Here is a 5,386-nt window from a genome sequence, read left to right on the forward strand (position 1 = left end):
GTCCTAATTGTGGATATAAAACCAATAGGGATGTGGCGGCCAGTCAAGTTATAAGAAATCGTGGATTAATCGCGGTCGGACAGCCCGTGATTCAAAATGCTTTCGGAGACGTTCTGTCGGGGTCAATCTCTGATTGGCTAGACAAGAGTCTATGAGGAAAGAATCCACTCGCCTTTAGGCAGTGGAGTGTCAATGGGAATTGACTGTTGATCAGCCTGTGGTGCGATCGCCCCGAGAAGAGTTTAGCCTAGGATTTACGGTATCCCATTATTTTCGGTCAAAATAACCGGAAATTGCTTCAAGATAGGGGAAAGGAGGGGAGAGGAAACTTTTCGCTCACAAAGCTGTCCTCAGTGAATACACAGAGTTTGGATGGGTAAACCGTCATGAAATATTGCGCTCGGATCAAGTTTTGGCCTGTTATTTGTTCATTGGGGGCGATCGCGCCTTTGTTCTTATTTAACCCAGCCACCCAAGCACAAACAGGCCAAGCACCAACGGGGATGTCTGGGAATTATATGGGATTTGGCATGGGGAATAGTTCATCGGGTTTAGTCGAGGAATTAATCCGCCAACAGTTTGGGGGAATTACCATTGATACCCTCAGCACCTTGACAGGAATTAACTTATCCAGTCCGGCTAAATCTTCGACTCCCTCTTCCCTCGTCGGGACTTCTTTTAATGGTCGTTATGATGTCCCCCATAGTAATTTATCAGTGCGAGGGGCAGCATTTTTAGGCAGTCAAACTCGCGTCGTTGAACCCTCCGTTTCCTATGATTTTCCGGTGGCTGAAAATACCAACGTTTATGTCGGGGGCGGTTATACTTTTGTCGAAGGAAAATCCACAGCAACTCCCCTCGGAGAAACCAGTTCTCCTGTGATTACGGCCGGAGTAGAAACATCAGTGATGGGGGATTTTGTCATTTATGGCAATGCACGATTCCGCTTGAGCAATCCCACGCCGAATAGTTCTCCTTTACGGATGCAGGTGGGCGCGGGTTATCGTTTTTGACCCCAGAAAAGCCACTTCCTGATTGCATCTTAGAAAAAAATAAATAGATAGATGCTCAATTTTGTCCGGAACAGCATAGACCATCACCGTAGTAGAAAAAAGAGTAGATGCACCCTGATTGGTTGGCCTTGGCTGGTATCCAGCCAAGGTTTTTATTGCTCTTTTTAACACCAGTTCTCCCAATTTTTGCTTTTTTTCTAAAAATGTCCGGAATCTGAGGAGAACCTGCTGTAACAACACATTAGATGCACCCTGATTGGTTTCCCTTGGCTGATTTCAGCCAAGGCTTTTTCTTTTTTTAGACCAGTTTAATACAGGTTAACCTACCCATTTCGCCCAAATTTAGCGACAATGGACTCAGATTTTCCATCTCGTGACTGGCAAGCCCATCTAAAGTGCTATGTACCGTTATTGTCTTTCTCTCCTTCTCGGTTTTTCGTTAGCCACCCTTCCGGGGAGCGTTTTGGCTCAAAGAGTGAATGCTCAACAGGTTGATGCTCAAAGGGTTGAGCAGTTATTTGAACAAGGAAATGCGGCTCAGGACGCAGGAGATTATAATAGGGCGGAGTCGATTTGGCGCAGGTTGTTACGCATCGATCCCGAGAATGGGGCCGCTTATAATAATCTAGGCAATACCCTACAAGCCCAAGGGAAGTTAGAGGAAGCGATCGCCGCCTATCAACGGGCCATCGAACTCGAACCGACGGCTATTCGTTACTATAATCTGGGCAATGCCTTCTATGAGCAGGGAGAGTTAGAGCAGGCGATCGCCGCTTATCAGGAAGCCATTCGTCAAGATCCTGAATATGTCTACAGTTACAATAATTTGGGCAATGCCCTGAGTGATCAAGGCGATTTAGATGGGGCGATTGCCGTCTATCAACAAGCTATTCAAGTCGCTCCCGATGATCCCCTAGCCTATAGTAATTTAGGAGTCATTCTAGGAGAACAGGGACGCACCGATGAGGCGATCGCCGCTTTTCGCCAAGCCCTACAACTCGACACCCCCCCCAATGGTGTCACCCACAATGGTTTAGGCATTGCTTTAGCGGAAAAAGGAGACTTAGAAGGGGCAATGCGAGCCTATCGCGAAGCGTTGCGCATTGAACCTAATCCCATCTATTATCGCAATTTGGGCATGGTTTTAGTCGAGATGGAACAATGGGATAATGCCATTGCCGCCTATAGACAAGCCCTGAATTTAGACCCCAGTTATTACCCCGCCTATAATAGTCTGGGCTTGGCTTATACTGACTTAGGACAGTATGAAGAGGCGATCGCCGCCTACGAAAAAGCCCTAGAATTAAACCCCGAATACCATTGGTCCCATTACAATCTCGGCGTTGTTTTGAGTCTCATGGGACGTTATGAGGAATCCATCCCAGCCTATCAACGCGCCCTAGAGATTGATTCCACCTACGCCCCCGCTTACTACAGTTTAGGCATTGATTTAGGGCAGGCAGGCAACTACAACGAAGCCATTGAGCAACTCCGTCAGGCCATTGTCTATGATCCCGGTTTCACGGATGCCTACATTTGGCTCAGTATCTGGTACCAACGCACCGGAGATTTAGAACAAGCCCAAAGCATGATTCAACAAGCCCTCAGCTTGGAACCCCAATCCACTTGGGCCTATGCTAGTTTAGGGGATCTCTTGTTAGAGCAAGGAAAGGCTACAGAAGCCATCGCCCGTTACCGCCAAGCCCTAGGGCTACCCGATCGATCTGGCGTAGGAACCACCGCCCACGCTCACGCCCACAATGGCCTCGGCAGCGCCTTAAAAGCCCAAGGCAATCTAGAGCAGGCGATCGCGCAATTTCGTCAAGCCCTCACCCTAGATCCCAGTTACACCACCGCCCAAGAAAATCTACGCACTACCCAACAACTCTTACAACGCAATGGTCAGTAGGGAATAGGGAATGGACAGTCTTGACAAGTTAAGCCTTTTCTCCTGTTGTCAAGATTGCCTATTACCTCTCCCCTGCTCCCCTGCTTACCGCCATATTTTTTATGAAAATTACCCGACGACTCCATCACTGGCTTGAACAACGCTGGGCAGCCCCTGCCTATAGCGGGGGGATTTTGTTAACCCTAGCCCTCTGTTTTTTCGGGGCGGCTACCAATACAATGGCGGGGTGGTTGTATGCCATCAGTGGGCTAATTCTCGCTCTATTAGGCCTGAGTATCTTCCTCTCCCTGCGCAATTTATCTCAGTTGAAAGTGCGGCGCTTTCCCATCACACCCGTGACGGTGGGAGATGAATTGGCCATTGAGTTGGAACTCGAAAACCCTACCCTAACACCGAAACTCCTCCTACAAATTTGGGATCAACTGCCTCCCCTCCTCCAAACTCAAGAGGCGATCGCCCTCGAAGTTATCCCCCCCCAAACCACCCAACGCTGCACCGCCTACTATAAAGCCCGTAAACGGGGGGTTTATCGTTGGCACAGCGTTGATTTACGCACCGCCTCCCCCTTGGGCTTATTTTGGTGTCGTCGCCGCCACTCCGCCCCCGGTAAAGCCATTGTTTACCCTACCGTCTTACCCCTCACCTACTGCCCCCTCGTGGAAAGTTTAGGCCAAGATGACACCCTACAAATTGAGCGCGATCGCCGCTATCAATCCGCCACCCAAGGCATCACCAAAGCCCTCCGCCCCTACCGTCTCGGAGATCCCACCCGCCTCATCCACTGGCGCACCAGCGCCCGTTTAGGCATCCTACAAGTGCGAGAACTTGAAATGCTCACCAGTGGCCAAGAAGTCGTAATCTGTTTAGATACCCAGCACCCTTGGGAAGCAGACAGCTTTGAACAAGCCGTAACCGCTACCGCCTCCCTTTATTTCTATGCCAGTCGCGCCCAACTTGAAGTTAAACTATGGACAGCCAAAACAGGCTTAGTCCAAGGCAATCACTTAGTTCTAGAAACCTTAGCCGCCACTTCTCCCCAAGAAGATATACACAGTGATCCTCCCCCAAATATCCCCCTCGTCTGGCTAACATCTTCCCTACAAACCTTGCAAAACTTACCCAGTGGCAGTTGTTATGTTTTGTTCCCCGATCCCGTGGCGGGTACTGTTAAACCCCTCGTTCAATCTACCTATCCCGGGTTAGTGATTGATCCAGAAAAAGGATTACAGCAACAACTTCAACGCCGGATTTCTTAAGAAAAATGGCCTCAAAAATGGCGATTTTTTAGTTGACTTTTGACTTTTGGAATGATATTATTAGACAATGGGAGTGGTTGCGCTCATCGACAAGTCCAACCACTCCCATTATGAGAAAATCTTAATTAAGATAATTGTCTCAAAACTTCGCCCTTCTGTCAAAAAAAATTTACATTTCTTTACAAAATTTTGTCACATAACTCTCCTCCCCGTTTTGAGTACCATCCGAGGGGAAATAGTGCTAGAACAGAAAGCACAGATTTTAAACTTTGTTCCATTAAACTCCCTCTATCCTTAATTAAGGAGCAACCATGATTTTAACCAACCTAGAAAGCGTTCCGGGGAAGACCATTGTTAAACACTATGGGATAGTCCAAGGTAGCACCGTCCGAGCGAAGAACGTAGGGAAAGACATTTTAGCAGGACTGCAAAACCTAGTAGGGGGGGAATTAAAAGGCTACACCGAATTATTGCAAGAAGCACGACAAGAAGCCGTAGATCGGATGATTGCCGAGGCGGAAAAAATGGGAGCGAATGCCGTGATCAATGTGCGTTTTGCCACCTCTTCTATTTCTCAAGGTGCCGCAGAACTCTTTGCCTATGGAACAGCCGTCCAAATCATGTAAAGCCGTGAATTGTTAATAGTTTTCTAGGGGTCTGATGACTGTTCACCGATAAAACCTTGAGGATTAAATTATGGCAGCAATCATTGACTTGATTGTACTTCTTCTAAGTCTGGGGATTCCCTTATTTTTGCTAATTTTAGGTTATTTTGTAGGGAACTGGCGGGAGAAAGCACATTTTCAAGACTTAGAACAACGAGAGAAAAAAACGTCAGACTTAGAGACTTGGAACTATGGGGGGAAACAGGAGTTTCTGCGGGCGAGAAAAACAACCTTAGTGGTGGGGAGTGTGGTCTTAACTTCAGATTACTTTAAGCAATTTCTCCTAGCTTTCTTTCGCCTCACTGGGGGCAAAATAACGGTCTATGAAAGTATTGTAGAACGCGCTCGTCGGGAAGCACTTTTACGAATGAAAGAGCGAGCCATTGCATGGGGTGCGACCAAAGTGGTTAATGTGCGCTATGCCAGCAGTTCATTAAATGGGAATAATCCCAAAGATGCAGGGTTTTCTCTGGAAGTGATTGCTTACGGCACCGCTATTCAAGATTAGAGGGAAATGGGGGGCAGGGGAGCAGGGGAGCAGGG

General features: G+C 47.9%; 5 protein-coding genes and 1 pseudogene. All 6 read left to right on the plus strand.

Annotated features, from left to right (window positions below):
- Window positions 1-155: pseudogene (locus K4A83_RS23770) on the plus strand (RNA-guided endonuclease InsQ/TnpB family protein); the annotation flags it as partial.
- A gap of 231 nt (window positions 156-386) precedes the next feature.
- The gene (locus tag K4A83_RS21705) at window positions 387-1,013 is read left to right on the plus strand and encodes a hypothetical protein (RefSeq protein ID WP_265266801.1); all 627 of its coding nucleotides are present in this window, start codon (window positions 387-389) and stop codon (window positions 1,011-1,013) included.
- A 400-nt stretch (window positions 1,014-1,413) separates the two neighbouring features.
- The gene (locus K4A83_RS21710; protein ID WP_265266802.1) at window positions 1,414-2,922 is read left to right on the plus strand and encodes a tetratricopeptide repeat protein; all 1,509 of its coding nucleotides are present in this window, start codon (window positions 1,414-1,416) and stop codon (window positions 2,920-2,922) included.
- A 101-nt stretch (window positions 2,923-3,023) separates the two neighbouring features.
- A complete protein-coding gene (locus tag K4A83_RS21715; protein WP_265266803.1) occupies window positions 3,024-4,178 on the plus strand; it encodes a DUF58 domain-containing protein in 1,155 nt (384 codons plus the stop codon).
- 311 nt (window positions 4,179-4,489) lie between these two features.
- The gene (locus tag K4A83_RS21720) at window positions 4,490-4,804 is read left to right on the plus strand and encodes a YbjQ family protein (RefSeq protein WP_265266804.1); all 315 of its coding nucleotides are present in this window, start codon (window positions 4,490-4,492) and stop codon (window positions 4,802-4,804) included.
- Between the two features lie 70 nt (window positions 4,805-4,874).
- Window positions 4,875-5,351, plus strand: coding sequence for a YbjQ family protein (locus tag K4A83_RS21725; protein WP_265266805.1), 477 nt, complete (start codon window positions 4,875-4,877; stop codon window positions 5,349-5,351).
- Window positions 5,352-5,386 lie beyond the last annotated feature (35 nt).

The organism is Spirulina subsalsa FACHB-351 (assembly GCF_026130165.1).
Lineage (GTDB): Bacteria > Cyanobacteriota > Cyanobacteriia > Cyanobacteriales > Spirulinaceae > Spirulina_A > Spirulina_A subsalsa_A.